25 protein-coding genes and 1 pseudogene are annotated in these 26,661 nt (G+C 44.5%); 12 read left to right on the top strand and 14 right to left on the bottom strand.

All coding sequences use genetic code 11. The annotated features are described in order from the left end of the window. Nucleotides 1–40: 40 nt before the first annotated feature. Together WA325_RS16660 and WA325_RS16655 are read left to right on the top strand one after the other, a co-directional pair. On the top strand, nt 41–1,222 hold the full coding sequence (locus WA325_RS16660; protein WP_336183964.1) for a pyridoxal phosphate-dependent aminotransferase: 1,182 nt from the start codon (nt 41–43) through the stop codon (nt 1,220–1,222). A gap of 630 nt (nt 1,223–1,852) precedes the next feature. Next, nucleotides 1,853–3,238, top strand: a complete 1,386-nt coding sequence (locus tag WA325_RS16655; protein WP_336183963.1) for a hemolysin family protein — start codon at nt 1,853–1,855, stop codon at nt 3,236–3,238. A 13-nt stretch (nt 3,239–3,251) separates the two neighbouring features. On the opposite strand, the gene crcB is transcribed toward WA325_RS16655, so the two are convergent. The 3 genes from crcB to WA325_RS16640 are packed head-to-tail and all read right to left on the bottom strand — an operon-like array spanning nt 3,252 to nt 4,718. Then, a complete protein-coding gene (gene crcB / locus WA325_RS16650; protein WP_024120744.1) occupies nt 3,252–3,608 on the bottom strand; it encodes a fluoride efflux transporter CrcB in 357 nt (118 codons plus the stop codon). Further along, a complete protein-coding gene (locus WA325_RS16645; RefSeq protein WP_105990501.1) occupies nt 3,608–4,000 on the bottom strand; it encodes a fluoride efflux transporter FluC in 393 nt (130 codons plus the stop codon). The genes crcB and WA325_RS16645 overlap by 1 nt, the downstream gene beginning before the upstream one ends. Then, on the bottom strand, nt 3,993–4,718 hold the full coding sequence (locus WA325_RS16640) for a glycerophosphodiester phosphodiesterase (protein ID WP_024120746.1): 726 nt from the start codon (nt 4,716–4,718) through the stop codon (nt 3,993–3,995). The genes WA325_RS16645 and WA325_RS16640 overlap by 8 nt, the downstream gene beginning before the upstream one ends. Nucleotides 4,719–4,953: 235 nt before the next feature. Between WA325_RS16640 and WA325_RS16635 the strand changes: the two genes are divergently transcribed. The 3 genes from WA325_RS16635 (at nt 4,954) to WA325_RS16625 (ending at nt 7,152) form a co-directional block, all read left to right on the top strand. Then, a complete protein-coding gene (locus WA325_RS16635; RefSeq protein WP_003224203.1) occupies nt 4,954–5,061 on the top strand; it encodes a YhdX family protein in 108 nt (35 codons plus the stop codon). Between the two features lie 150 nt (nt 5,062–5,211). Then, nucleotides 5,212–6,327 carry a mechanosensitive ion channel family protein gene (locus WA325_RS16630; protein ID WP_336183962.1) on the top strand — a complete coding sequence of 372 codons (1,116 nt, stop codon included), beginning with the start codon at nt 5,212–5,214 and terminating at the stop codon, nt 6,325–6,327. 81 nt (nt 6,328–6,408) lie between these two features. After that, entirely contained in the window at nt 6,409–7,152 is a 744-nt protein-coding gene (locus WA325_RS16625; protein ID WP_105990503.1) for an NAD-dependent protein deacylase, read from the top strand. Nucleotides 7,153–7,177: 25 nt separating this feature from the next. On the opposite strand, the gene WA325_RS16620 is transcribed toward WA325_RS16625, so the two are convergent. Continuing rightward, on the bottom strand, nt 7,178–8,026 hold the full coding sequence (locus tag WA325_RS16620) for a polysaccharide deacetylase family protein (protein ID WP_024120750.1): 849 nt from the start codon (nt 8,024–8,026) through the stop codon (nt 7,178–7,180). 283 nt (nt 8,027–8,309) lie between these two features. Here WA325_RS16620 and dat point away from each other — a divergent pair, with 283 nt between their 5' ends. After that, nucleotides 8,310–9,161: a D-amino-acid transaminase gene (dat, locus tag WA325_RS16615; RefSeq protein ID WP_336183961.1), complete on the top strand. Its 852-nt coding sequence runs from the start codon at nt 8,310–8,312 to the stop codon at nt 9,159–9,161. A gap of 37 nt (nt 9,162–9,198) precedes the next feature. Here the strand turns inward: dat and nhaC are convergent, their stop codons facing one another. Next, on the bottom strand, nt 9,199–10,560 hold the full coding sequence (nhaC, locus tag WA325_RS16610) for a Na+/H+ antiporter NhaC (protein ID WP_105990505.1): 1,362 nt from the start codon (nt 10,558–10,560) through the stop codon (nt 9,199–9,201). A 125-nt stretch (nt 10,561–10,685) separates the two neighbouring features. After that, nucleotides 10,686–11,186, bottom strand: coding sequence for a universal stress protein (locus WA325_RS16605; RefSeq protein WP_105990506.1), 501 nt, complete (start codon nt 11,184–11,186; stop codon nt 10,686–10,688). A 447-nt stretch (nt 11,187–11,633) separates the two neighbouring features. Between WA325_RS16605 and WA325_RS16600 the strand changes: the two genes are divergently transcribed. Together WA325_RS16600 and WA325_RS16595 are read left to right on the top strand one after the other, a co-directional pair. Beyond that, entirely contained in the window at nt 11,634–13,391 is a 1,758-nt protein-coding gene (locus WA325_RS16600; RefSeq protein ID WP_105955298.1) for an ABC transporter ATP-binding protein, read from the top strand. Beyond that, nucleotides 13,388–15,409, top strand: coding sequence for an ABC transporter ATP-binding protein (locus tag WA325_RS16595; RefSeq protein ID WP_105955299.1), 2,022 nt, complete (start codon nt 13,388–13,390; stop codon nt 15,407–15,409). Before WA325_RS16600 ends, WA325_RS16595 begins: the two co-directional genes overlap by 4 nt. 44 nt (nt 15,410–15,453) lie before the next feature. Here WA325_RS16595 and WA325_RS16590 read toward each other — a convergent pair whose 3' ends face one another. From WA325_RS16590 to WA325_RS16565, 6 genes are all read right to left on the bottom strand, one after another. After that, nucleotides 15,454–16,074 (bottom strand): NAD(P)-dependent oxidoreductase, encoded by a 621-nt coding sequence (locus tag WA325_RS16590; protein WP_105955300.1) that lies wholly within the window; start codon nt 16,072–16,074, stop codon nt 15,454–15,456. A gap of 38 nt (nt 16,075–16,112) precedes the next feature. Beyond that, nucleotides 16,113–16,238 carry a hypothetical protein gene (locus WA325_RS16585; protein ID WP_081638264.1) on the bottom strand — a complete coding sequence of 42 codons (126 nt, stop codon included), beginning with the start codon at nt 16,236–16,238 and terminating at the stop codon, nt 16,113–16,115. Between the two features lie 106 nt (nt 16,239–16,344). Further along, nucleotides 16,345–16,548, bottom strand: coding sequence for a beta type acid-soluble spore protein SspB (sspB, locus tag WA325_RS16580; RefSeq protein WP_010333571.1), 204 nt, complete (start codon nt 16,546–16,548; stop codon nt 16,345–16,347). Between the two features lie 211 nt (nt 16,549–16,759). Further along, on the bottom strand, nt 16,760–16,969 hold the full coding sequence (locus WA325_RS16575) for a YheE family protein (protein WP_024120758.1): 210 nt from the start codon (nt 16,967–16,969) through the stop codon (nt 16,760–16,762). Nucleotides 16,970–17,127: 158 nt separating this feature from the next. Further along, nucleotides 17,128–18,489: a YheC/YheD family endospore coat-associated protein gene (locus tag WA325_RS16570; protein ID WP_069486318.1), complete on the bottom strand. Its 1,362-nt coding sequence runs from the start codon at nt 18,487–18,489 to the stop codon at nt 17,128–17,130. Next, nucleotides 18,479–19,570 (bottom strand): YheC/YheD family endospore coat-associated protein, encoded by a 1,092-nt coding sequence (locus tag WA325_RS16565; RefSeq protein WP_105955301.1) that lies wholly within the window; start codon nt 19,568–19,570, stop codon nt 18,479–18,481. Before WA325_RS16565 ends, WA325_RS16570 begins: the two co-directional genes overlap by 11 nt. Before the next feature lie 262 nt (nt 19,571–19,832). Here WA325_RS16565 and WA325_RS16560 point away from each other — a divergent pair, with 262 nt between their 5' ends. Both WA325_RS16560 and WA325_RS16555 read left to right on the top strand, forming a co-directional pair. After that, nucleotides 19,833–20,966, top strand: a complete 1,134-nt coding sequence (locus tag WA325_RS16560) for a DUF445 domain-containing protein (protein ID WP_336183960.1) — start codon at nt 19,833–19,835, stop codon at nt 20,964–20,966. Nucleotides 20,967–21,058: 92 nt separating this feature from the next. Next, a complete protein-coding gene (locus tag WA325_RS16555) occupies nt 21,059–21,412 on the top strand; it encodes a YlbF family regulator (RefSeq protein WP_010333576.1) in 354 nt (117 codons plus the stop codon). 70 nt (nt 21,413–21,482) lie between these two features. On the opposite strand, the pseudogene WA325_RS16550 reads toward WA325_RS16555, so the two are convergent. Further along, a pseudogene (locus WA325_RS16550) lies at nt 21,483–22,445 on the bottom strand (DNA alkylation repair protein); the annotation flags it as partial. A 487-nt stretch (nt 22,446–22,932) separates the two neighbouring features. On the opposite strand from WA325_RS16550, the gene WA325_RS16545 reads away from it, so the two are divergent. Beyond that, nucleotides 22,933–23,799: a Cof-type HAD-IIB family hydrolase gene (locus WA325_RS16545; protein WP_059336402.1), complete on the top strand. Its 867-nt coding sequence runs from the start codon at nt 22,933–22,935 to the stop codon at nt 23,797–23,799. 112 nt (nt 23,800–23,911) lie between these two features. Beyond that, on the top strand, nt 23,912–25,417 hold the full coding sequence (locus WA325_RS16540; RefSeq protein ID WP_105990513.1) for a coproporphyrinogen III oxidase: 1,506 nt from the start codon (nt 23,912–23,914) through the stop codon (nt 25,415–25,417). Nucleotides 25,418–25,435: 18 nt separating this feature from the next. Here WA325_RS16540 and khtU read toward each other — a convergent pair whose 3' ends face one another. Next, complete coding sequence (khtU, locus tag WA325_RS16535) at nt 25,436–26,656, bottom strand: K(+)/H(+) antiporter subunit KhtU (protein WP_010333580.1); 1,221 nt, start codon at nt 26,654–26,656, stop codon at nt 25,436–25,438. Between the last annotated feature and the right edge of the window lie 5 nt (nt 26,657–26,661).

Raw genomic sequence — 26,661 nt, 5'->3', positions numbered from 1 at the left:
GATAGATAGAATGTTCAATTTATATGTGCAGAAGGGACAGATGAGATTGGCTGGTTTATCGCGGGAAATTGAAGAGAACCTTAATAAAGGATCGTGGATTCGAAAGCTGTTCGATGAAGGAGCGAGACTGAAGAAAGAGTTCGGGAATGACCAGGTGTTTGATTTTTCAATCGGCAACCCGGTCGTTGAACCGCCTGAAGCCTTTACGAGAGCATTAATAGAAGAAGCTGAAAAAGGAAACCACGGATACATACAAAATCAGGGCCTTCCTGAAGCTAGAGAAAAAGTCGCGCAATTTCTGGCCGGCCGCTTTGCTGCCGAGTTTTCAGCTGAGCGCGTTGTCATGACAGTAGGTGCGGGCGGCGCATTGAATGTGGCGTTAAAAAGTATATTAAATCCGGGAGAAGAGGTCATAATTCTCGCTCCTTATTTTGCAGAATATAAATTGTATATTGAGAACTATGGCGGGAAGGCTGTCAGCTGTCCGCTGACAGCCCGGTTCGAGATTGACATTGAAGCGGTCAGGCAGGCGATCACCCCGCAGACGAAAGGTCTCATCCTGAATACACCGCATAACCCGACGGGAACCGTACTCAGCCAGAAAAATATAGATGATCTAGGCGCTCTGTTAAAAGAGATCGAAGAGATAAACGGCCAAACCATCTATGTGCTGTTTGATGAACCGTACAGTCAGCTGATTTATGATGAAGAACTGGCAAATCCGTTTCAATCGTATCACCGTGTCATTTTGGCGAGCTCATTCAGTAAAGACCTCGGCATAGCAGGGGAGCGGCTCGGTTATATCGGCTTAGACAGCAGCATGCCGGATGCCGACCTTTTGATAAACGCTTTTGTGTACTGCAATCGAACGCTTGGATTTGTAAATGCGCCTGTCATGATGCAGCGGGCTGTGGCGAGAATGGATGATTTAAGAATAGACGCAAGCGCTTATAAAGAGCGCAGGGATCTCATGGTTGATATTTTAAAGGAAGCCGGTTTTGAATTTGAAATGCCAAAAGGCGGTTTCTTCGTTTTTCCGAAGTCGCCAATCGAAGATGAAGTCGCATTTTGTGTACATGCAGCGCAAAAGTATAAATTGTTAATTGTACCGAGCAGCGGTTTTGGGATGAAAGGGCACTTCCGTTTATCCTTCAGTGTGCCGCTGGAGCAGATCAAAAAATCACGCGACATCTTTATTGCCTTATATAAAGATTTTTCATAGGCCATCTCAGACAAAAAGATAACAGCTAGTTGAGGCTGTTATCTTTTTTATTTGTCGTATGCCCCAAGCTTTGTCCTGTTTTTCAATTCCTGATTTTATCTCTCCCTTAGCCGCCAAATTCAATCATAACAGCAGAACTATCAAAATGAAGAAAAAACAATTTATAACGCAAACTGGATAAGCAGATTACTGGCCCTTGCCTGCGCTGCGTGACAGACGCATCTTTTAAGCATTCAAATGATCTAACGGTCACCAATTGTTCCATCTTAAACGAGCTTCAGCTTGAAAAACAGATCAATGTCTGATATTTCAGCGAACAGCGTCTTTCCAATATCCTTTAGCATCTTAACAGGTGCAGAGTCAGAGATTGAAAAGCTATACACGGATATCGAGAACCTGCTGGCCAGATGAATCAATAGTTTGTCCCATGATAAAAGTCTAAAAATTAAAAATCATTTTTGGAATGAGTTGTGTTACAATAAAATATACAATTTATAATCAAACTTTGACTTGGAGGTGGTATGATGGGGCCCTCTGCTTAGGCAACAATACACCGCGTACCTCAATGTTAAGGAAAAATGATTATATCAGGAGGTGACTCCTTATCCTTTAATGAGGGGATAAGGTTAAATGGACGATATTGACAGTCTGATTTTAATTGGTGTGCTCATTGCTTTAACTGCATTTTTCGTCGCAAGTGAGTTTGCGATTGTTAGAGTAAGGAGATCCAAAATTGATCAGCTTATAACAGAAGGAAACAAACGGGCGATACTCGCAAAGCGTGTCATTACAGATTTGGATGAATATTTATCTGCATCCCAGCTGGGCATTACAGTGACATCAATTGGACTCGGCGTGCTGGGGGAGCCGGCATTTGAACGGCTGCTGCACCCATTGTTTGAACCGCTCGGCCTGCCGGAATCGGTTTCTCATGCAGTCTCTTTTGCGGTCGCGTACGGCTTGATTACATTTCTGCATGTTGTTGTAGGTGAACTGGCCCCGAAAACGGTCGCGATTCAAAAGGCTGAACAGCTAACCTTGCTGATAGCGGGTCCGCTGCGACTATTCTATTTGCTCCTGTTTCCGTTTATTTGGATCCTGAATGGATCGGCGCGGCTTTTATGCGGCATGTTTGGTTTAAAGCCGGCGTCAGAACATGAGGGTTCTCATTCTGAAGAAGAACTCAGAATGCTGTTGTCTGAGAGTTTAAAAAACGGAGAGATTAATCCGTCTGAATATAAATATGTGAATAAGATTTTTGAATTTGATAACCGCATTGCCAAAGAAATTATGATACCGCGGAAGGAAATGGCCGCTGTATCAACAGATATGACAATGGCCGAGATGCTGGAGGTTATGCTGAAAGAAAAATACACCCGCTGGCCTGTCACAGATGGGGACAAAGACAGTGTAATTGGCTTGGTCAATACGAAGCATTTGTTTTCTGATTTGCTGTTTATGACAGAAGAGGAAAGAATGAAAATGACGATCCATCCGTATGTGCGGCCAGTGATTGAAGTCATTGAAACAATTCCGGTTCATGATCTGCTGATTAAAATGCAGCGTGAACGCATTCATATGGCGATTTTGTCGGATGAATACGGCGGAACCTCGGGACTTGTCACGACAGAGGACATTCTTGAAGAAATTGTGGGCGAGATCAGAGATGAATTTGATGAAGACGAACAGCCGTTGATCCAAAAGCTTGGCGACCGCCATTATGTTATGGATGGAAAGGTTCGCATGGATCAGGTGAACAGCCTTCTTGGCGCATCGATTCAAGAAGACGTGGACACCATCGGCGGCCTGATATTGAAAGAAAACATTGATATTGAGGCTGGCGAATCCATTCGCATCGGATCATATACAATAAAGGTGCTGAAGATGGATGGCCGTCTGATTAAGCAAATAGATATAAAAGAAGAAATCAGCATGACAACCGGGGTTACGGCCCACCATACGCTGCCGATGCCCGAGCCGGTCATGCTGAACAGTGCAACCTTGAGCGAGAAATAAGCTCAAGGTTTTTTTATGTCAGCAGCGTCCAGCCGCACCAAAACGCCAAGAGAGACCCGCAAAGCGTTAAGCCAATGTATAGGATGCTTTCCTTTACACGCTTGGCCAGCAAGAGCTGAACACTTTCAACGCTGAAAGTGGAAAAAGTGGTAAAGGCGCCAAAAAAGCCGGTGCCGATGATGAGTGCTGCAGATGAATTTGTCACGTGAAGCCCTGTAAAAAGACCAAGACCGAGGGCACCCAGTATATTAACGGTCAAAATGCCGACTGGAAAACGAAGGCTTTCGGTTTTAGATGTTATGACATTGCCGAGCCAAAAACGCAGCACAGCACCGAGTCCTCCCGCTGCGAAAATACCAGCTAGTGTCATCATTGCTTCCGCCCCCTTCCTATTTGAAATCGGGCTATTCGCCGTCCTGCCAAAACGCCAAAGAGGGCAAGCACGATTCCGGATATGAATGAGGACGCCATATACAAAACAGCTAATGACGAATGGGATTGCAACAGCATGACCGTTTCTTTAGAAAATGTTGACATGGTTGTAAAGCCTCCGCAAAAACCGGTGCCTAAAAAAGCCGATAGCAAAGGCCGTTTCGCCCTAATCATAAAAAAGCCGGTCAGAACGCCTAATAGAAGGCTGCCTGCCGCGTTCTCCAGCCAAGTTGCAGCCGGAAATATGTCATTGTTTATGCCGATGTTCAATCCGTATCGGAGACAAGCGCCAAGGGCGCCTCCGATAAAAACTGCACTATATCTATTCATGTTTTCCATCCTTTAATACGTAGTCCGGGTAGTCTGTGACAATACCGTCCACGCCCATGGCCTGCAATTTGGCTGCTGTTTTCTGATGCCTTACTGTCCATGCAAACACTTTTAATCCGTTTTTATGGGCGGAAGCGATCATGAGACGATTGAGACGTGTGTATTTGATGTTGACATAATTTGCGAAAGATTTGCAGGCTTTCAGCTGATTTCTGGACAGCATGCCAAAATTCGGCCTTGTAATAACGGCTGTCGGAATCGATGGATAAAGCTCGCGGAACCTTTGGATGGAGCGGAATCCAAAGGATTGAACAATATTGTTAATAGAAAAAGAAAATTGTCCTAACAGCTGTCCCACTTCTTCTTCAATTCCGATTTGCGAAGGATGGCCTTTTAGTTCAATTAAAAGCCCGATTTTTTTATGGTAGCGCTTGAGCACGTCCTCCAGAGTCGGGATTTTTTCTCCTTGAAAAGCGGGGCCGTACCAGCTTCCTGCATCGAGTGCCTGCAGCTCCTTCAGCGTAAAATCCTTAACAAAACCTGAACCGTTTGTTGTCCGGTCCACTCTGTCATCGTGTATAACGACAATCTGCCTGTCTTTTGTAAGCTGGACATCCAGCTCAATCATATCTGCATTCATTTCTGCCGCAAGGTCAAATGCAGCAATTGTATTTTCGGGAGCGTAGCCGGATGCTCCGCGGTGGGCAATGGTGTACAAGCTTGTCAGCTCCTCATATGGGCATTTCTGTTATTGTATCAAATCCATATATGCACCGCGATACCAACTTGTGAATTTTTTTTCTGTCATATTTGAATAGTCCAAGCTGAAAACAACGTATAACTGAAACAAGAACACTCACCGTATCCGAGCATATTTCGGCAGAAAAATAGTGCTTTCGACATGTTCACAAAATATTCTGTTATTTTATAATAGCAAAAAAGGAGGCGAGATCATGGGAAAAGGGAGAATCAGAGTGGAGGAAAGAATTAAAGCCGAAACAGATGCTGAAATGCAAAAAGCAACTCTCCTTGATCAGACACAAACGAAAAAAAGTAAGTGACTGTCCCTATTGAATCTGGCTGAATGGTTAAAATGAGAAATTGCCCCGGCGCTCCGCCGGGGTTTTGTGTTTTATAAAGACATTTAGAGAAGCATTCTGCCGAATGTTTTAGTATAATAAACATTCGATTGGGATAGAGGGGAGACTGCCATGCTAGTTCATCTGCAGCAATATTTCACGCTAGATAAAATCATACAAATCGGCATCAGTTTGGCAATTTTGCTGTTGTTTCTTATACTAAGAAAACTGTTTACAAGATATTTCTTTAATTTGCTTTTTAATATGACAAACAAACCGAAAACCGAAATTTTTAAACAGGTGGTTGTGGCGTTCGATAAGCCTGCCAGATGGTTTTTTGTTGCCTTAGGACTGTTTTTAGCGATTCGCTATTCACCATTTTTAGATGCACAGATGCCGCTGATCAGCAAAATATACCGCTCGCTGATTGTGGCGCTGTTGTGCTGGGGGCTTTGTAATTTGACCGCTACATCATCTTTTATTTTTCATAAAGTGAATCAGCGCTTCGAACTGGATATGGATGATATTCTGGCGCCGTTTTTGTCTAAGCTGCTCCGTTTTGTCATTATAGCGCTCAGTGTGAGCGTGATCGCGCAAGAATTCAATTATGACGTCAATGGGTTTGTGGCGGGCCTTGGGCTTGGCGGATTGGCTTTTGCGCTAGCAGCGAAAGACACGATCAGCAACTTCTTTGGCGGAATCATCATTATCACTGAAAAGCCGTTTACGATCGGTGATTGGGTGGAAACGGCGACAGTAACCGGATCAGTGGAGGATATTACCTTCAGAAGCACAAGATTCAGAACAGCGCAGGGTGCGCTTGTAACGGTGCCGAATTCCACGCTGTCGATGGAAGCCATCACGAACTGGACGAGAATGACCAAGCGTCAGATTACGTTTTCCATTCATGTATCCTACGCAACGCCGATTGAGAATTTGGAACGCTGCATTCGTTCGCTCAGAAAGATGCTGCTTGAACATGAAGGGGTCGATAATGATACAATCATGGTCAATTTCGATACGTTTGCTGACAGCTATTACAATTTATTTTTCAACTTCTATACAAAAACAACGGTTTGGGCGGAGAACCTTCATGTCAGAGAGGATATCAACTACAAAATTATTGAAATCCTCGGCGCTGAAGGGGTTGAATTTGCTTATCCCGGACAAATGGTGTATGTCAACCAGAAGCACCAGCATGATCCGTTTCAAGTAAATCTCAATAAAGGGGAAAAGGAACGGGCTTAAAAAAGAAAGACTTCGTCTGCAAAGAGGCGAAGTCTTTTTCATGGTAAAATAAGAGTAAAATGACTGTAAGGCGGTGTTGAATTGGAAGCATTCAGAAACATGCTGAATGAAGCGCAGCGAATTGTCGTGCTGACCGGAGCGGGAATGAGCACAGAATCAGGCATACCCGATTTTCGCTCAGCCGGCGGCATCTGGACTGAGGATGCCTCTAGGATGGAGGCGATGAGCCTTGATTATTTTTTAAGCTATCCGCGTCTGTTTTGGCCTAAGTTCAAAGAATTGTTTCAAATGAAAATGAGCGGGAGCTATGAACCGAATGAAGGGCATTTGCTTTTGGCTGAACTGGAGAAAAGAGGGAAGCAGGTGGATATATTCACACAAAACATTGACGGCCTTCATAGAAAAGCCGGAAGCAGACATGTATACGAGTTGCATGGCTCTATCCAAACAGCGAGCTGTCTCTCATGCGGCGCCCGATATGATCTCCCTCATTTGCTGAAGCATGATGTGCCGGAGTGTACAGCGGTCGGAAATGACGGTGAGGTGTGCGGAACGGTATTAAAAACCGATGTCGTTCTGTTTGGCGATGCCGTTTTGCATTTTGACACGCTTTATGAAAAGCTGGATAAAGCCGACCTATTATTGGTGATCGGCACGTCTCTTGAGGTTGCTCCCGCCAGATTTGTGCCTGAGGATGCAAGCCGGATTCCAGGCATTAAAAAAGCCATTATTAACCTGGAGCCGACGTACTGCGACAGTTTGTTTGATTTCGTCATCCATCAAAAAATCGGAGAGTTTGCCCGGAGCTTGGGCATAAAAAAGTGAGGCCGCAGATAAGCGCCTCACTTTTTTATTCATGAACCGGAACCATTGTATCCTTTAACACACCGAAGGAATAGCCTTTTTCTTTCAGTTTATGGATTAGCACCGGCAGTGCGTTTACTGTAGCAGGAAGATCATGCATGAGAATCACATACGGCCGATTTGAATGGCTGTGTTCCATATTGTCAAGCTGCTGCAGTACTTCCGCTACGTATTTTGAGTTGCGGTATTTCCAATCCATGCTGTCAATCGTCCAATCCCAGTACACAAAACCGTCTTTTTCTAGATTGCGAATTTGTGAATCTGTAAGAGACGGCTTGCTGCCGTAGGGCGTTCTGACGAGATCAGTGCGATAGCCTGTAATGCTTTCCAGCGTGTCACGCGCCTGCTGCATTTCTTTTAGCGGTGAAGTCGGCGTTTGATAAAACAATTTGTTATTATGCGTGACCCCGTGTAAACCGAGTGCATGCCCTTCATTTCCGGCCCTTTTAACCGCGTGTTTGAATTCGTTCATTCGCGGTGACAGCATAAAAAATGTTGCCTTTACATCGGCGCTTTTCAGTACGTCCAGCAAGCGGTTTGTAGAGGCTGACGGACCATCATCGAAGGTTAAATAAACCGTTTTGTCTCCCATATTCTGCTCGGTCTGCAAATGTTTTATCAGCAGGCCTGGGGAGTCGTCTTTCAGCTTCAGGCTTTCCTTCTCATCACGAAGCTGGCTGTTTGTTGTGACAGTGATCTCCTTTGCTTTCGAGGAGCTGTTGGAATAACCTAAAATCACCATAAGCAAAAGCAGCACACATAAAACTGCTAAACTTGCAAATTTAAAAGCAAGCGAAACTGCAGAAGGAGAAGCGTCTCCTCTCGTTTGTCGCATATCAATCTCTCCAGTGGCATAAAATCTCTACATACCGCTGTATTGGCAGCTCTGAAGGTGCCATTGTTTACAACCTATGTATTACGAGTCAAGTATACAGGAATAAAACTGGAAAGAACATAGAAAAAATGTCGAAATGTCAGATTTTAAGGAAAAAATAATCTCCTTCCCAGCTATTGAGTTCTTCATCTTTCTGTTTTTCAGCTGGTTTGATATGGTAGAATGAGTGACAATGACAGCTTGATTAGGCATCAGGATAAATACTGAAAAAGGGAGGGCTTATATGAAGATTTTAGTCAATGGCCAACTGGTGGAGCGGAACGAGGCATCCGTTGATGTGGAAGATCGCGGTTATCAGTTTGGAGACGGAATCTATGAGGTTATCAGGGTGTATAAAGGGGTATTATTCGGCTTGCGCGAGCATGCGGAGCGTTTATTCAGAAGCGCGGCTGAGATCGGAATTTCACTGCCGTTCAGTTTAGAAGATTTAGAGTGGGACCTGCAAAAGCTTGTGCAGGAAAATGCGGTCAGCGACGGAGCGGTTTACATTCAAACCACCAGAGGGGTTGCTCCGCGAAAACACCAATATGAAGCGGGCCTTGAGCCGCAGACGACGGCCTATACATTTTCTGTTAAAAAGCCGGAACAGGAGCAGACATACGGCGTTTCAGCTATCACGGATGAGGATCTTCGCTGGCTGAGATGCGATATTAAAAGTCTGAATTTACTGTATAATGTGATGGCAAAGCAGAAAGCCTATGAAGCGGGAGCATTTGAAGGCATTTTAATAAGAGACGGAATTGTTACAGAAGGTACATCTTCTAATGTTTATGCCGTTTTAAACGGTACGGTGCGGACGCATCCGGCTAACCGAATGATTCTCAATGGGATTACACGAATGAAGATTTTGGATCTCATCGTAAAGACCGGCATAGAGCTTGATGAAAAGCCCGTTACTGAAGAAGAGCTGAGACAGGCGGAGGAAATCTTTATTTCTTCAACGACGGCAGAGATTATTCCGGTTGTGACGCTTGATGGAAAGTCAGTCGGAAGCGGAGTGCCCGGACCGGTGACAAAACAGCTGCAGGCGGCTTTTCAAGAAAGCATTCAGCAGGCAGCCCGCGTATCATTTTAATGTTAAAAAAGAGCCCGCTTTGCAAGCGGCGCTCTTTTTATTTTTTTACAAATCCAACTAAAACCGAGATGATCGGCGATATATAGAGGAAGAACGTAAATGGGAGATAGTCAATGACGGGAACACCAAGCGCGGTTGCCATAAAAGCCCCGCTGACGCCCCAAGGGATCAATGGATTAATCAATGTTCCGCCGTCCTCTAATGATCTTGATAAAAACTTCCGCTGAATGTTTTGTTTGTCATATAAGGATTTATATGACTGTCCCGGTATTAATATAGATAAATACTGTTCGCCTGTTGCAAGATTGACACCGATACTGGAGCAGACAGTTGCTGCAATGAGACTGCCCTTTGAACGGATTCCTTTCATTACACCCTCCAATAGTGCGGAGATCAGGCCGATTTTCTCCATTAGACCGCCGAGTGCAAAAGCGATCATAATAAGAGAAACTGAGCCCATCATGGATTGCAGTCCGCCTCTGTTGATGATTTTAGCGGCTGCCTCATTGTCAGTTTCGAACATGGTGCCATTTTGCAGGGCTGCCATAAAAGCCTGAATGCTGCTGTCGGGAACGAAAATGGCAGTCAAAATTCCCGAGGAAATAATACCGGCAGTCAGAACGGGAATAACGGACACACGCTTAATCGCCAGCAAAACAACTAAGAGCGGAGAAAGAAGCGCCCACGGTGTGACGTTTGCTGCATCTTTTATTCCGGCAATAACATGTGCAATATCATCTGTTGAAGCAGCGTCTGCTGAGACTGATAAACCAAGAAAGTAAAAAAGGACAACGGTGATCAGCAAGGCGGGAATAGTTGTGCCCATCATGTGGCGAATGTGTTCAAAGATAGATATTTCGCCTATACCCGCAGCAAAATTTGTTGTATCCGACATCGGTGACATTTTATCACCAAAGCAGGCTCCGCAAATGACTGCCCCCGCCGTCCATTCGAGCGGAACGCCCGCCGCGCTCGCCACGCCGATCAGTGCCACGCCAATTGTGCTTACAGTTGTCAGGCTTGAGCCGACTAGCGTGCTGATGATCATGCAGGAAAACAAAGCAGTCAACAGAAGATGGCTCGGTTCAATAAAGGATAAAGCATAAACTGTAACGGACGGTATGGCGCCGCTGTACATCCAAGCGCCGATTAAGATACCGATCAGCGCCAGAACAATGATCGGCTGTACACCGTTTTTAATCCCGTTTACAATTCCTTTTTCAAGACTGTTCCAGGAAAATCCGTACCATAAACCGGCTGCTGAAAGCAGGACAACACATAGGAACAGCGGGATATGCGGTTCTGTATGAAGAAAAAATAAGCAGGAGATAATGACCCCTAACATGAATATAAATAAACCGACGGCTAACGGAAACGTCAGCTTTTTTTGAGAATCCAAAACAACACCCCATCATTTTCTTTAATGCTTTTGTGCTTTTGGGCACGAAAGCATTATATCAGAAAAAAACGAAAATCCGTGTTTTTTCACAATTATGAATATAAAAAAGCGAGCACGTGGCGTGCTCACTTTACGATCAGAACCGGTATATCTGATTTCGCCGAAAGCTTTTCACTTACACTTCCAAACAAAAGTTTCTTCAGTCTGTTTTGGTCTCTGCTTCCGGTTACAATCAGATCGGCTGAAACCCGGTTGGCATGCTCGATAATTGATTCAGCCGGGTCACCTTCCAATATATCGATATCTCCCTCTGTCTGCTGATCATTCAGCATCATTCTGGCTTCGGCGATGACTTCTTCCGTACGGTCTTCATAAATCATTGGCTCCGGTGGCGCAACATCTGATATCAGCGGGTCAGGAACACTTGTCATGCCTCCGCCAATATAGCTTGCCCCTGCTGCGGGCCTCGGCGGGTCGATGATGGTCTGGTTGTCTTTCATATCATGTGAATGGGCGACTGTAATGGCTGCATTTACCGTTTTCGCAAGATTAATGGCTGTCTGAAGCGCTTTCTTACTGTTTTCACTTCCGTCAAACGCAACAATAATACGGTCAGCATGAAACATCATTCTCACCCTTTCAAAAAACGTCGTACAATACAATACCCGACATCATATCTATTTAATCTTTTCTCTGTTCAAGTAATGATTGACAAAAAAAGGTTTTGTTTATATTATGAAAAAAGAGTGAAAAATCAGAATGAATGGAGGGTTTGCTATGCCAAGGAATGATATGTCTTACAGAACAGTTTCATATTGGCGCGGCAAACCCTTATTCTGTTTTTTTGATTTGGGTTAATCCGCGCGCCAAAAAGCGCTCTGTACATCATAATCGATAACAAAAGGCATGGAGCTGACGCTTCGTGCCTTTTTTATATACAAAATCTTAAGAAAGACAGGTGTATCGGATGTGAAGACAAATACAGAGGCAAGGATTGGTTATGACAACCTGAACGAAAAGAGCTGCAAGGAAAAAATAGAAGGCGGCTGACGAGATAAAGGAGATGGGGATGGATGTTTTCAGTATTGAAAAAGCTGGGCTGGTTTTTTAAAGCCTACTGGCTGCGCTATACCATTGCGATTGTGCTTTTATTATGTGTAAATGTACTTGAGATGTTTCCGCCTAAACTGTTGGGGAACGCCATCGATGATATGAAATCGGGGGAGTTTACCTCAGGCGGGCTGCTGTTTTATGTCAGCGTATTTTTAGGTTTGACGGCGGTGGTGTATATCATGTCTTATTTTTGGATGCACCAGCTGTTCGGCGGAGCGAATGTGATGGAAAAAATTCTCCGCTCAAAGCTGATGGGGCATTTGCTGAAAATGGCGCCGCCGTTTTATGAAAAATACAGAACAGGAGATTTAATGGCGCGGGGGACAAATGATCTCCAGGCTGTCAGTTTAACGACAGGTTTTGGCATTTTGACATTAGTCGATTCTACAATGTTTATGATGACGATCTTTTTGACGATGGGGTTTTTGATCAGCTGGAAGCTGACGCTTGCAGCCATAATACCTCTTCCCATTATGGCTGTTGCGATTAGCATATACGGAGGTAAAATTCATGAAAGGTTTACAGAGGCACAAAATTCTTTCGGAGCGCTGAATGACAGGGTGCTCGAATCGGTCTCGGGTGTGAGAGTGATTCGCGCTTATGTGCAGGAAACGAATGATGAACGCCGTTTTAATGAAATGACGGCCGATGTGTACCGGAAGAATATGAAGGTAGCCTTTATCGATTCTCTGTTTGAGCCGACTGTTAAGCTGCTTGTCGGCGCTAGCTATCTGATTGGGCTGGGGTATGGAGCGTTTCTTGTTTTCCGTAATGAGCTGACGCTTGGCGAGCTTGTTTCCTTTAATGTCTATTTGGGCATGATGATTTGGCCAATGTTTGCGATCGGTGAATTAATTAATGTGATGCAGCGCGGCAACGCGTCCTTAGATCGGGTAAATGAAACCCTTTCTTATGAACCGGACGTGACAGATCCGAAGCGGCCGTCTGATTTAAAAGAGCCTGGAGATATCGTTTTCAGCCATGTCAGCTTTACATATCCAAGCTCAACAAATGTGAATATACAAGATATTTCTTTTGCCGTGCGAAAAGGGCAGACTGTCGGGATTGCCGGTAAAACTGGGAGCGGAAAAACGACGATCATTAAGCAGCTTTTGCGCCAGTATCCAGCCGGTGAAGGGAGCATCACATGTTCAGGTGTGCCGATTGAGCAGATTCCTCTTGACCGGCTCCGCGGATGGATTGGATATGTGCCGCAGGATCATTTGCTGTTTTCCCGGTCTGTAAAAGAAAACATCTTGTACGGAAAGCTTGACGCAAGTGATGCTGAGGTAAAGAAGGCTGTTTCAGAAGCTCATTTTGAAAAAGACTTGCAAATGCTTCCGGCCGGTCTGGAGACAATGGTGGGTGAAAAAGGCGTCGCACTCTCTGGAGGGCAAAAACAAAGAATTTCAATCGCGAGGGCGCTGATGGCGAATCCGGAGATTTTAATCCTGGATGATTCTCTTTCCGCTGTAGATGCGAAAACGGAGGCAGCCATTATCAGCAATATCAGGAAAAACCGCCAAGAGAAAACGACATTTATTCTGACGCATCGTTTATCAGCTGTTGAGCATGCCGATCTCATCCTTGTGATGGACGGCGGCGTGATTTCTGAGAGAGGCACACATCAAGAGCTGATGGCCAATAACGGATGGTATCGGGAACAATACGAAAGGCAGCAGCTGTTCACTGCAGAAGAAGGGGGAGCAGGGGCATGAACACGGGAAAAACATTATGGAGATACGCACTCCTATATAAAAAATTGCTGATCACTGCCGTCCTGTTGCTTGCGATTGCAGTCGGGGCAGAGCTGACCGGACCGTTTATCGGCAAAAAAATGATTGACGATCACATTCTCGGCATTGAAAAAACATGGTATGAGGTCTCGAAAAAAGATAAAAATGCAGTTGAATTTGACGGCACCTCCTATGTCAGGGAGGACCGGATACAGGGAGCGGCTGCTAAAGAGAAAGAAGCGCATATTTATCAAGTGGGAATGGCGTTTTATTTCGTTGATCAGGCTGTCAGCTTTGACGGGAACAGAACGGTTTCTGACGGAAAGCTGACGATCACTAATGGGAACGAAAGCCGGACGTATCCTGCTGAAAAGCTGACAAAGCAGGAGATTTTTCAGTTCTATAAGCCGGAAATGAAGGGGATGACGTTTCTTATTTTTCTGTATGCCGGTTTGCTTGTCTTCTCGGTATTTTTCCAATATGGGCAGCATTATTTATTACAGATGAGTGCCAACCGCATTATTCAAAAGATGAGACAGGATGTGTTTTCCCGCATTCAGAAACTGCCGATCCGCTATTTTGATAATCTTCCCGCGGGCAAAGTAGTCGCAAGAATTACAAATGATACCGAGGCAATCAGAGATTTATATGTGACAGTGCTGTCAACGTTTGTGACAAGCGGCATATATATGATCGGGATATTTACGGCGTTGTTCCTGCTGGATGTAAAGCTCGCGTTTTTATGCTTGGCGATTGTGCCGATCATCTGGCTGTGGTCGATCATCTACCGGAAATACGCTTCCTATTACAATCATCAAATCCGTTCGATCAATAGTGACATTAATGCAAAAATGAATGAGTCCATTCAAGGCATGCCGATCATCCAAGCTTTTCGCCATCAAAAAGAAACAATGAGAGAGTTTGAGGAATTAAATGAATCTCATTATTACTATCAGAACAGGATGCTGAATTTAAACTCCTTAATGTCACACAACCTTGTGAATGTGATCCGTAACCTTGCGTTTGTCTGTCTGATCTGGCATTTTGGCGGCGCAAGCCTAAACGCGGCAGGAATTGTTTCCATCGGTGTGCTGTACGCGTTTGTGGATTACTTAAACCGCTTATTCCAGCCGATTACAGGTATCGTCAATCAGTTTTCTAAACTGGAACTGGCGCGGGTGTCCGCCGGGCGTGTTTTTGAACTGCTTGAAGAAAAGGAAACGGAAGAAACGGGTGAACCGGCGAAGGAGCGCGCGCTGGGGCGGGTTGAATTTAGAGACGTATCATTTGCTTATCAAGAAGGAGAAAATGTTTTGAAACACATTTCCTTTACAGCACAAAAAGGCGAAACTGTAGCGCTTGTCGGCCATACCGGATCAGGCAAGAGCTCGATTTTGAATATCCTCTTCCGCTTTTATGATGCGCAAAAAGGGGATGTGCTCATCGATGGGAGAAGCATTTACAGCATGTCAAGGCAGGAACTTAGATCCCATATGGGGATTGTGCTGCAGGACCCGTACTTATTTTCAGGAACAATCGGTTCTAACGTCAGTCTGGAGGATGAAAAAATTTCAGAAGAAGACATCATAGAAGCACTGCGGCAAGTCGGGGCTGAGTCACTTCTTGAAAAGCTTCCGAAAGGCATCAGCGAACCTGTCATTGAAAAAGGCAGCACGCTATCCTCGGGAGAGCGGCAGCTCATTTCCTTTGCGAGAGCTCTGGCGTACGATCCCGCCATTTTGATTTTGGATGAAGCAACGGCGCATATTGATACGGAGACAGAGGCTTTGATCCAGAAGGCACTGGATGTAGTGAAACAAGGGCGCACGACATTTGTCATTGCCCATCGGCTTTCAACCATCAGAAACGCGGATCAAATTTTAGTGCTTGAAAAAGGAGAAATTGTTGAGAAAGGGAATCATGAGGAACTAATGGCGTCAAAAGGGCAATATTATCAAATGTATGAGCTGCAAAAAGGACAGAAGCACTCCATTGCATAGTTTTCAAAAACCCAAGACATTCAATGTTTTGGGTTTTTTACGCATTAATAAGCCAGTCCTACCCGGCAGCCGATATAGTCTCCTGTAAGAAGCTCGTGATACAGAAAAGCCGCAGTGTCGCCGACAGTGATCTTTTTGCCTTCCGCCGGCAAGACGTTGCGCTCTGCACGGTATTCACCTGCTGCTTCTCCGTCGGGGAGATATGTGGGGCAGATCATGGTCCAATCTAAGGACGAATCTCTAAGCATGTCATATACCTTTGCATGCTCCTTGGCAGCGCGGGTCAGCTTTCGTTTTGATTCATTTGTTTCAAATCGGTATTTTCCTGGTTCACATCGTGAATTAAGAATGCCCGCGGTGCCGATCGTTATGAGCCGTTTGATATGCTGTTCCTGCATAATGGCAAGAATATGTGTCATGGCAGCTGACAACGTATCGTCGCCATCTGTACCGAGACAGCTGATGACGATCTCAGCATCCTTCATGACTTCTTTCACATCTTCCCGGCAGCGGGCATTCCCGATAACGATTCGTTCTTTCGGCAGGCCAAGTTTATCATTCGATGACCTGATCAGAGCGTAAATATCAAGTTGTTCATTGATGCCTGCCAATCTTAAAAAGGCTTGTCCGACACGGCCGGTTGCGCCAAATAAGGCAATTTTCATGAAAAAACCTCCTCGCCCCTCATTATAAAAGGAGGTACTCAGTTTGAACAGCGCGGGAAAGAATACCTGTACAAAAAGACAGAACGATGGGAAACATATTCATTAATCATGGATATACTTACGAACTGCACCAGCTCCCAATTCACAATAGCGATGAAAGGCACCTTGATTCCCTCCCTTTTCTCCTAGGATATGTGGTGCAGGAAAAAAGGGTGACAAATATAAAGAAGGCGCGGAAACCGCGCCTTCTGTCAGCCATTTATTGAATTGTTATTGTACGCGGCCGCCCATGTTCTGCTGAGCGAAAGATACTAAACGTTTTGTGATTTCTCCTCCGACAGAACCGTTAGCGCGGGAAGTCGTATCCGCTCCAAGGTTAACGCCGAATTCAGAAGCGATTTCAAGTTTCATTTGGTCGATAGCCTGAGCTGCGCCAGGTACTAGTAATTGATTTGAAGAGTTTTGGTTTGCCATGTGTAAAATCTCCTTTTTTATTTGATATGGTTGGGTTAACTGGAGTTGCACCAGTCTGTGGACCCGCCTCGGGTGTCACTGCCGTCTCGGCGTAACCCAATGCTTTGCCGGCTTGTTACTACGTATTATGTTAGATTTGACTGAAACTCATGCGGGGATTTTAGTGGTAAATCTTGAGAAGGCATAAAAAAACTTAGCCGCTCAGGCTAAGCTAATCGTAAATATGAAAAAGCATCAATTCATGTATCTCGTTTTTGAGTGCAGGCTCATCAGCACGGGCGGGAAACAAATCTCCCCATTCAATCTCGCCGCTTTTATGATAGATGCCCTCGTAATGCATGCCTTTATAGTAAAACGAAATTGTCCATCCGGGCAGTTTTTGTTTTTGAAACAAAGGTTTCCAGCTGAAATGAGAAATCATCAGGGGCCACGCTCCTTGAAATTGATATCAATTGACATGGATACGGACGAATTACATTCATTGTATCATTGTTGCAAAACATCATTGAAGGGGCTTTATGATGAACTTGTCCCAGCGTTGAATAAACTTCAAGCCCGCTTTTACATAAAGCGGGCAAATTAGGATGGCCACAGCGATTCATGGGAGGTAATGGCCATCTTCGAAAGATATGAAGCATATTCAAAGCTTCTTCGTTTTGTCAAAGAATCGACAGATTGCAGACTCGGATGAGAAAAAATACTGCGGCCCGGACGTGAATTCGCTTCAAACATCCATACCTTACCATTTTGGTCAATGCCAAAATCAAAACCGATCTCGCCGATGAACCCTTCGATATGGTCATGGAGCACTTGGCTGGCAGTCAATGCCGCCGCAGAAAGCTTTTTAATGACATGTATTCGTTCCGCCGGATCATCGTATACTTCGGCCAGCGTTTTCACTTTTCCGCCATTTGATAGGTGTGTTGTAATGCTGTTTTCTCCTGAAATTTTTACTGCGATGGCGGTCACAGTCCATTTGCCTTTACTGTTTTTATTCGTATGAACGCGGAAATCGGCTGGTTTTCCCTGAAATTCAATCAAATTTACCCCTTGCTGAACGAGAAAGACAGCGGGATCATGCTGTTTTTGAAATTCATCCAGAAATGCGGAAGCATCGGGATAGTCGATTGAAGAAAAAGATTTGGCATCATTCGTATGTTTCACAGTCAAACCGGATTCCGTTTTGGCGAGCTGATAAATCCCGGTGCCGAGTGCTCCGTCCGCCGGTTTTATATAAACCTTGCCGAATGAATCACTCAGCTCTTCAATCCGCTCAACAGTAGGATGAAGGATTGATTTCGGTAAGTAAGGAGCCGTTCTCGGGTCTTTTTCCAGCAATTGATGAACATCCCATTTGTTGAAAAATGTTTTATTGAACCATGGGATTTGATATTCATTGATCAGCCGGTTTTTTGTATTCTGCAAGACAATTGAGTTCTCGATTTTTCTGTTCGGCAAACGGTCATACACGACGTTCGGCAGCGGGACAATGTGTTTCTCCCAGCCATTTTCCCTGTATAGAAGCGCTTCAATCGTCCCTTCCTGCCAATTGATTTGGTGCGCGCCGAACACGAAGCAATAGCTTCCTGTTTGTTCATGCAAAGTGAGCAGTTTAGAAAAAAAGAGAGAACGGTCCTTAAAAGGGCGCTCAAGTGATGCGGTAAACCCCGCGGTGAAGATGCCGATTAACGGACCAATGTGCACCGAATGATCATGAATGAGAATATCAGCCCGGCTGCGATGCGGTATCAGCAGTTCGTGAAACAGATTTTCAGAGAGGAGCACTGTCTGTTCGAGATTTCGTCTGAAAGTAACATGGCATCTGACAACCTTCGTTCCGAATGAGGCAGACAAAAGGCCATCTTGCTTCATTGCGGAGGGCAGAAACAGAGTATTTTCACTGTTTTTGTCTATGCCGATCAAAAACCGTTTACGATTCACGCGGAAGGACTCCTTTCTGGTTTTGCAGCGAAAATAGATATTTGCACCGCTTAAGAGGGCAAGTATATAGATGTTCTTTTTTCTCAGGAGAAACATGAAGTATTGATTTTCTGCCTGGTTTAGAATTGATATCCAGGATCCAGATCCTCCCGTCCTTCGCAAGGCATATATCCAGACCGAGTTCAAATAATGGACCGTATTGCTCATCAAGATAATACGGAACCGATTGGGTAATTGAGAATACGTCATCCAGTAAGACTACCTGCTGTTTTTTCGGGATATTTTCAAACCATGTATCAAATGTAAGTGTATCCGATCCGCCTGATAAGTTGGCCAGCAGCCCGTTTTTGTATCCGCGTCTCACTGCCTTTCCGACGGTATGCCATTCACCGTCCTCATTTTTTTGCATAAACAGCCGGATATCACAAGGGTATTGCTCCTTATCTTGGATATTTAAATAAGGCTGCATCAAATATTGGTGCTGAAGCACTTTTTTGCACCAAGTTTTAAATGAAGCTTGGTTGGAAAAGGATTTTGTCTGTTTATCCTTTCCGATATGGTAGGTGGCGGTTATGTTTTTCTTGCCAAGCTCCAGAAGTATCACGCCTCTGCCGCCAGCACCGAACGCTGGCTTTAAAATACAGGCTTTTTCTTTCGATAAATACGAATGGATTTGTTCAAATCGGCTCACTTTCATGGTTTCCGGAATGTAAGGATTGATCACAGAATGCTCCTGCAAATCTTGAAACACAGTCCATTTATCAGGAAGACCCCGCCCGATAAATTCGGTTTTCGGATATTTTTTGAGCCATTCGACGATCGGCTTTGCTTTTTGTGATTGTGAATCCTTCCCATAAAAACAGCGGTCATAAATATAATCGGGAATCGCAAGTTCTGTTTCGTTCCAATTGCTGCTCGCTGGATGATATACCAGCGCTTTTACACGCAGGGTGTCGGGCAAAATGTCAAACGGTGTAAAACGGATCAAACGTATGCCGAATTCGGGCGCTCGTGTAGCCAATTCTGCGGAATAATCCTGCTCGTGCTGGCGGGTTAAGGACATAAAACCGAGTGTTATCATGGTGAGACTCCCCCTTTTATTAAAAAGCTGCCGGCGGGTGTCAGCAGCTTTACGCTTCAAAAAACATCAGGAACACAGCTGTCGGTAGTCTACTTTACAGATTACGATTCAGCATCTTGCCCTATTCCTGTTAAACAAGCTGATTTTATGGCCATATGTTTTGTCTCCTTGTTTGCTAAGTGATCACACCAACCTCTATAATACAAATAGGTCATTCTATTTATGAAAAAGTAAAAGCACAGATGGAGGCAGATGAGCAGGAATGGGTATTGCAGGAACCTTTATATTTATGATCGTGATCGGCGCAGTTATCGGCGCGGTGACCAATCATTTAGCAATTCAAATGCTATTTAGGCCGTATAAGGCATATTATTTGTTTGGAAAACGAGTCCCTTTTACTCCGGGATTGATTCCAAGAAGACGTGATGAGCTTGCGAAACAAATGGGGCTGATGGTGGTAAACCACTTATTAACGCCTGAGGGTATTAAAAAGCGGCTTGTTTCAGATTCAGCCAAAAAGCAGGCGCTGCAAGTCGGTGAACAGCTGATTCAAAACCTGTCGCTATCTGAAATGACAGTAAAAGAAGCGCTTGAAAAAGCCGGAGTAAAGCATCCGGGTGAAGCGGCAGACGCCTGGATCAGCCGCTGGACGGATGATAAATTGAATGAACTTTTCCGCCGATATGAGCAACAAACGTTAAAAGAAGCACTGCCATTGGAAGTGCAGGAAAAGCTTGAAGAGAAGATACCGATGATTTCAGGCTATATTTTGGCGCGAAGCATTCATTATTTTGAAACTGAAGAAGGAAAAATCCGTCTCGGCAATATGATTGATGATTTCTTAAAAGAACGCGGTATGCTTGGAAGCATGGTGCAAATGTTTCTCGGCAATTCAAGCCTTGCTGATCGCGTGCTGCCGGAGCTTCTGAAGTTTTTGCGGAATGAGGAAACGAATAAGCTGCTTTCTGATCTTCTGAAAAACGAATGGGGCAAGCTGAAGGAGTATACATTTAATGAAGCGGACGAAAAATGGAACGCAAAAGTATTAATCTTTAGCCTGAAACAAAGAGTGCTGCAAGCATTTTCAACTGCTCCGTTTTTTGAAAATACGATTGGCTCGCTTACAGCCCGCTATGAAAATGATCTGAACCATCGTATCCTGCCGGCGCTTTTAGACAAATTGCTTGAGGGGATTTCAACCAATCTTGAAAGTGTATTAAAACGAATGCGCCTTGAGGAAATTGTAAAGGAGCAGGTGGATCAGTTCCCGGTACAGCGTCTTGAAGAAATGGTGCTGTCGATTTCGAAAAAAGAATTTAAAATGATAACCTATTTGGGCGGCCTTCTCGGCGGAATCATAGGTGCAATTCAAGCGTTGTTTGTCATCCTTTTTTAAGAAGAAACGGGTTTCGATTAATGAAAGGAGCTCCATAGTCTGTTATAGTGGAGTGGTATGTCAATCGGCAATAATGAAAGGAGCTATTTACAATGGCTGTTAATTTTTACGATGTAGCGTATGATCTGGAAAATGCATTGCGCGGGAGCGAAGAGTTTACCCGTTTAAAAAACCTGTACGATGAAGTAAACGCAGACGAGTCTGCGAAACGAATGTTCGAAAACTTCCGTGATGTGCAGCTGAGACTTCAGCAAAAACAAATGGCTGGAGAAGAAATTACAGAAGACGAAGTGCAGCAGGCTCAAAAAACCGTTGCGCTTGTGCAGCAGCACGAAAAAATCTCTCAGCTGATGGAAGCGGAGCAGCGTATGAGTATGCTGATCGGCGAATTAAACAAAATCATCATGAAGCCTTTAGAAGAGCTTTACGGCAGTGTCGAAGGCTAATCATTCAAAATCCCTTCTGGATAAGAAGGGATTTTTTTATTCGTTCAGCAAACTAGAAAATCCAGCGATTTTTGGTATATGATTTTGTTTCGTTTTTTCCTATATTCGTTTCTGTTATTTTAAATACTTTTCGATGATGCTGGCCTCTGGCTTTTACGTAATCAATTGCGTACTCAATTCTTACTTTCTGATCTCTGTCTGAATGAATGTGAAAAGTAAACTTGAGGGTTTCACCAATAGAAATACGGCTGGACTCACACGTTAAATCTTGCAGTTGAATCGAATCAGCATCGTGATAGCCAAAAAGCAATAAAGCCTGTTTATCGCCTTTTTTTAGCAAGGTCCGGTAAGCGTGTTTGATGATCCAGTCTGTATGAGGGTGTGTTCCATACCATTGTACTGCGACTTCTCTCAGCAAGTGAGGATGCGTTTTTGATATATCATTAAGGCTGTTGGCCACACTTTTTCTCACATACAAAGACTCGTCCTGCATCAGCTGCTCAAGGATCGGCAGCACGGGGGAGGGGTCCGATTTCAATGCGGGTATCGATTTTCCCCATGGGAGGCGGGGCCTGCTTCCTTCACTCGCAAGTCTTCTCACGTGCTCATTTTCATGCTTAGACCATATCAGGAATTGTGCAATCATTTTTTCCTGATTTAAAAGCAAAAAAGGCCTCACAGCAAATTCTGAAGTGGAATATGCCGTAAAGTATTCTAACGCCTTCATTGAATCATCCCAATGCTCTAAGCCGTACTGCTCCACATAATCAGGAAATATGATTCCGCTGAGTCCCTTAAAATGAGGAGCTGCATCCCATAATACTGCAAGCGCTTCGCCATAATGCTTCGGCAGTGTTTCGTATAAAGCAACGGTAATGCGGCGCATGCGTTCTTTTAAAGCGAGCTCAGGCCATTCTCCCGTCATTAAGAGCTCCTCGAATTTGTCTTTGTTGAACGCTGGATAGGTTTCTTTTACAGTATCTATCAATCGAGAGATCAGTTCTTGATTATAAATTTCTTTTAATACAGTCATTGGACCACCGCTTTTTTCATTTAATGTTTATATTGTATACGAATGTACGTTCCTATTCAAGTGGTGGAATCCAATAATTAACATTACACGCTACCTTAGTTACACAGATATTGGTTACTTTTTTTAGTTAAAAAAACCCTTGTCATCTGCAGAGAAAACTGGGATAATAACATTGAAAGCGCCTACACTTACCTATTTCAAATGGATACGGTCGCATATCATGCCGTTATATAGAGGGGATAAGCAACAGAGAGTAAGTGTTCGGAGCGCATCATTGGTCAAATAAGGGGTTCCTGATACATGATTTTTCGTAAATCGAAATAACGATATTAGGGAGAATGGCTGCTTCGATCGTATCCTATTATGATTGCGTATATAAAGTCTGCTGAGTCAGGCTTTTTTTGCTGTACAGAAAAGGTTGTTCTAAACACAGAGACAGGGTCATATCCTATACACAAGTACAGTCATCAAGGAGGGGGACATCTCTGTGTCTAAACAATTGCTTGCCTTAAACATAGATGGAGCGCTGCTTCGGTCGAACGGGAAAATTCATCAGGCAACGAAAGACGCGATTGAATATGTTAAGAAAAAAGGGATTTACGTCACACTTGTCACCAACCGCCATTTTCGCTCAGCTCAGAAAATAGCAAAATCGCTGAAGCTTGATGCAAAGCTGATCACCCACAGCGGCGCCTATATCGCTGAGAAAATAGACGCGCCCTTTTTTGAAAAAAGAATTTCTGACGATCATACTTTTAATATCGTTCAAGTGCTTGAGAGCTATCAATGCAACATCAGGCTTCTTCACGAGAAATATTCGATAGGAAACAAGAAAAAGGTCAATTCAAATTTGCTTGGGAAAGCGCTGATCCACCCATCAGATCCCATCTTTTACCCGGTTCAGTTTGTTGAATCGTTAAGCGATCTTCTGATGGATGAACCGGTGAGTGCGCCCGTCATCGAAGTATATACAGAACACGATATTCAGCAAGACATTACAGAAACGATTACAAAAGCCTTCCCGGCGGTTGACGTGATTCGCGTAAACGATGAGAAGATGAACATTGTTCCAAAGGGAGTTTCGAAGGAAGCGGGCCTTGCACTTGTCGCTTCGGAACTGGGGCTGGGGATGGAGGATGTAGTCGCTATCGGCCATCAGCAAGACGATCTTCCGATGATTGAGCTTGCCGGACTTGGGGTTGCAATGGGGAACGCTGCACCGGAAATTAAGAGAAAAGCCGATTGGGTCACAAGGTCAAATGACGAGCAAGGCGTCGCATATATGATGAAGGAATATTTCCGTATGCAGCAGCGAAAAGGGTTTCTCGATAAGTTCCACATGAAACGCGTATAAAAAAAGCCGCTCGCGCCCAAGCAGGTGCGGCGGCTTTTTTGCCGGATTGATTTTAGCTGTTTATTTCTGTACACTAAAGAAAGTTTTGAATCTGATAAATTAGGTGATGAAGTTGCAAATTAAAATAGAAGGCATACACGATGACCGCCTTCATCGGCCACTGCAAAATATCGCAAATTTGTTTTATGAGGAATGCGGTCTTGTCTACGGCGGAGAGGAGCCGGCGGATCTTGTCATCTCTTTAGCGTGCACGCAAACAGATGAGCATGTGACGGTTTCAGGAGAAGTGAAAGGAACCGGAATTAAGGAACACCATACTAAATCTTTTTCTCCTGATATGAATGAAAAAGAAGCTTTCAAACAAGTAAAAAACACAATTTCTTATGTTTACTTAAATCTTCTTCAAGCGCATACGGGCATGACGCAAAAGTGGGGAATCCTCACGGGAATCCGCCCGACGAAGCTGCTTCATAAAAAGCTGCAAAGCGGGATGCCGAAGGAACAGGCGCATGCAGAATTGAAAAAAGACTATTTAATTCATGATGAGAAAATCGAATTGATGCAGCAAATTGTCGACAGACAGCTGGCGGCAGTTCCTGATTTGTATCAAGTAAAGGACGAAGTCAGTATTTATATCGGCATTCCTTTCTGCCCGACCAAATGTGCGTATTGCACATTCCCTGCATACGCCATCCAAGGACAAGCAGGCAGAGTCGGCTCATTTTTATGGGGGCTGCATTACGAAATGCAGAAAATCGGCGAATGGCTCAAGGAGCATGGCGTCAAGGTCACAACCATATATTTTGGAGGCGGGACGCCTACAAGCATTACAGCGGAAGAGATGGATCTTCTGTATGAAGAAATGGTCCGCTCCTTCCCGGATGTGAAAAACATTCGTGAAATTACTGTGGAAGCCGGCCGCCCCGACACGATTACTGAAGAAAAACTTGCCGTGTTGAACAAATATGATATTGACCGGATCAGCATTAACCCGCAATCCTATGAAAACGAAACGCTCAAAGCGATCGGCCGTCATCATACGGTGGAAGAGACCATTGAAAAATATCATCTGTCACGCCAGCACGGCATGAATAATATCAATATGGATTTAATTATCGGTTTGCCTGGCGAAGGCGTGAAGGAGTTCAGACACAGCCTTTCAGAAACCGAGAAATTGATGCCGGAATCGCTGACTGTTCACACCCTTTCCTTTAAGCGGGCGTCAGAAATGACAAGAAACAAACATAAATACAAAGTTGCCGGGAGAGAAGAGGTTTCTCAAATGATGGATGATGCGGTAGCTTGGACGCAAGAGCATGGATACGTGCCTTATTATTTATACCGCCAGAAAAATATTCTTGGAAATCTGGAAAACGTCGGGTACTCGATTCCGGGCCAGGAAAGCATCTACAACATTATGATTATGGAAGAAGTGCAGACGATTATCGGCATCGGCTGCGGTGCGGCAAGTAAATTTATTGATCCGGATACAGGGAAAATCACGCACTTTGCCAATCCGAAAGACCCGAAATCATACAATGACCGATTTGAGCACTACACGGACGAAAAGATCAAATATTTAGAGCAGATTTTTGAGAGAACGACAAAGCAGCACTGATCACAGTGCTGCTTTTTTTTATCCCCGCTGTTTTTTCACAGGCTGAACGTCCGGCTTCCATTTAAACACCTTGTTCAGCTGGCGGTAAATCCATTTTGACTCTTTTGTTAATAATGGCCCCAAAATCGCAAGAATGAGGACATATAATGCGGCGAACGGCTTTAATGTGGCTGACAGGCCGCCGGCTATGCCGAGGTTGGCAACGATAATCGAAAACTCTCCCCGTGATACGATCGTAAGACCGATATTGGATGAGGCTTTATGAGAAAGCCCTGCGCGGCGTCCAGCCACCATTCCGGCGATAAAGTTTCCGAATATGGTCAGGATCACAGCTCCCAATGCCAGCCAAACCGCTTCACCAAGTGAAAAAGGGTCTATGCTGAGGCCGAAGCTGAAAAAGAACATCGCGCCGAAAAAGTCGCGAAACGGAACGACAAGGTGCTCAATCCGATCGGAATGCTCTGTTTCCGAAAATACCAAACCGAGCAGCAGCGCGCCGATGGCTTCTGCTACATGAATTGTCTCTGAAAATCCGGCGATGAAAAAGAGCGCTGCAAAAATGACGATAATAAACACTTCGTTCGAGCGAATGTCCAACAGCTTATTCAACAGCGGCGGGAGCTTTCTGGCCGCGATAAAAAACAGCAGCATATAGCCAAATGCGATCAGAATGGACAAAAGCGCACTCCCGACTGATGTCGCGTCTCCAAGCACAAGGCCGGAAACAACAGACAAATACACAGCAAGGAAAATATCCTCAAACATAATAATGCCGAGAATCAGCTCGGTTTCCGGGTTGGCCGTTCTTTTTAAATCGACCAGCACTTTTGCGACGATCGCGCTTGAAGAAATGGTGATGACGCCTGCCAGCACGAGGACTTCCAGAAAAGAAAACCCGGTGATAAAGCCATAAAGCAGTCCGAGACTGAAGTTAATTAAAATATAAATTGATCCGCCAATTGCGATGGATTTTCCAGACTTGATCAGCTTCCCGACAGAGAATTCAAGTCCGAGATAGAAAAGGAGGAAAAGCACGCCCATCCGTCCGAAAAACTCAATGATTTCACTGCTTTCTATAAACGTGAGGTCAATGATCCCGACTTTAGGGGCATGAGGGCCAAGCAGCATCCCTAAAATAATGAGAAACGGGATAATTGAAAACTTAATTTTATTTGCGATGACACTGGCAATTGCCACAAGCACAAGCGCAGTTCCGACTTCAAAAACAAGATGATCCATCCGCT

Source organism: Bacillus sp. 205(2023) (assembly GCF_037027485.1).
Taxonomy (GTDB): domain Bacteria; phylum Bacillota; class Bacilli; order Bacillales; family Bacillaceae; genus Bacillus; species Bacillus halotolerans.
Note: the sequence above shows the minus strand (reverse complement) of the source record. Positions and strands in the feature narration are given on the sequence as shown.